Genomic DNA, 1,390 nt, shown 5'->3' with positions numbered 1-1,390 from the left:
TCGCATCATCGCGGCCGGCGGCAAGGATTCGACCTTGAAATTCGAGGATATCAAGACTGAGCCCGCGCCGCCGCTGGCCGAAGCGTTGCGCCCGGCAAGCATCGAGGAAGTCATCGGCCAGAGCCATTTACTGGGCGAAGGCAAGCCCTTGCGCCTGGTATTTAAATCCGGCAAGCCCCACTCGATGATTCTGTGGGGCCCGCCCGGCGTGGGCAAGACCACTATGGCGCGCCTGACCGCGAACGCCTTTGGCTGCGAGTTCGTTGCGCTGTCGGCTGTGCTGTCGGGCGTAAAAGATATCCGCGCCGCCATCGAACAGGCCGAGCATCACCTGGCCAACGGCAAGCACACCATCCTGTTCATTGACGAAATCCACCGCTTCAACAAGTCGCAGCAAGATGCCTTGCTGCCATTTGTCGAATCGGGCCTGGTCACGCTGATTGGTGCGACCACTGAAAACCCGTCATTTGAAGTGAACTCCGCATTGCTCTCGCGCGCGCAAGTCTATGTACTCAAGGCGCTGACCGACGACGAGATGCTCCTGCTGCTCAAACGCGCGCAAGATCACGGCTTGGGCCACCTGCAGTTTGACGACGTTGCCGTGGCTACCTTGATCGGCTACGCGGACGGCGACGCGCGCCGCTTTCTCAACCTGCTTGAGCAGACCAAGACGTCGGCCGAAACGTCGGGCATCACGCGTATCACGGGCGAATTTGTCGACAACGCGTTGACGCTCAATTCGCGCCGCTTCGACAAGGGCGGCGACAATTTTTACGACCAGATTTCGGCGCTGCACAAGTCGGTGCGTGGCTCGCATCCCGATGCCGCGCTGTACTGGTTGTGCCGCATGCTCGACGGCGGCGCCGATCCGCAGTACATGCTGCGCCGCATTGTGCGCATGGCCTGGGAAGATATTGGCATCGCCGACCCGCGCGCGATCCAGATCGCCAATGACGCGGCCGCAACCTATGAAAGGCTGGGGTCGCCGGAAGGCGAACTGGCGCTGGGGCAGGCCGTCATCTACCTGGCCATTGCCGCCAAGAGCAACGCCGGCTACAACGCCTACAACCGCGCGGCCGCTTTCGTAAAAAAAGACAAGTCGCGCGAAGTGCCGGTTCACTTGCGCAACGCGCCGACCAAGCTGATGAAGGAACTGGGCTACGGCCACGAGTACCGCTATGCGCATGATGAACCGAACGCTTACGCGGCAGGGGAAACGTACTTGCCCAAAGGGATGGCCGAGCCGCACTGGTATGAGCCTGTGCCACGCGGCATCGAGTCGAAGATCGCCGAGAAGTTGGCCTGGCTGCGCGGACTGGACGCGGACGCGCGCAAATAGCGTTGGAGAACCGGACAGGATCGCTTCGTCGCGCGTGACCGGCTTGCCGAT

1 protein-coding gene is annotated in these 1,390 nt (G+C 61.7%); it reads left to right on the top strand.

Features of this window, described 5'->3' with window-relative positions; genetic code table 11:
• Positions 1-4 precede the first annotated feature (4 nt).
• On the top strand, positions 5-1,339 hold the full coding sequence (locus ACP7BV_RS26995; protein WP_426107979.1) for a replication-associated recombination protein A: 1,335 nt from the start codon (positions 5-7) through the stop codon (positions 1,337-1,339).
• The last annotated feature ends 51 nt before the right edge of the window (positions 1,340-1,390 follow it).

The organism is Massilia sp. TSP1-1-2, assembly GCF_049896185.1.
In the GTDB taxonomy this organism is placed as follows: domain Bacteria; phylum Pseudomonadota; class Gammaproteobacteria; order Burkholderiales; family Burkholderiaceae_D; genus Telluria_A.
The sequence above is the reverse complement of the archived record's forward strand: the minus strand, read 5'-3'. Positions and strand labels throughout refer to the sequence as shown.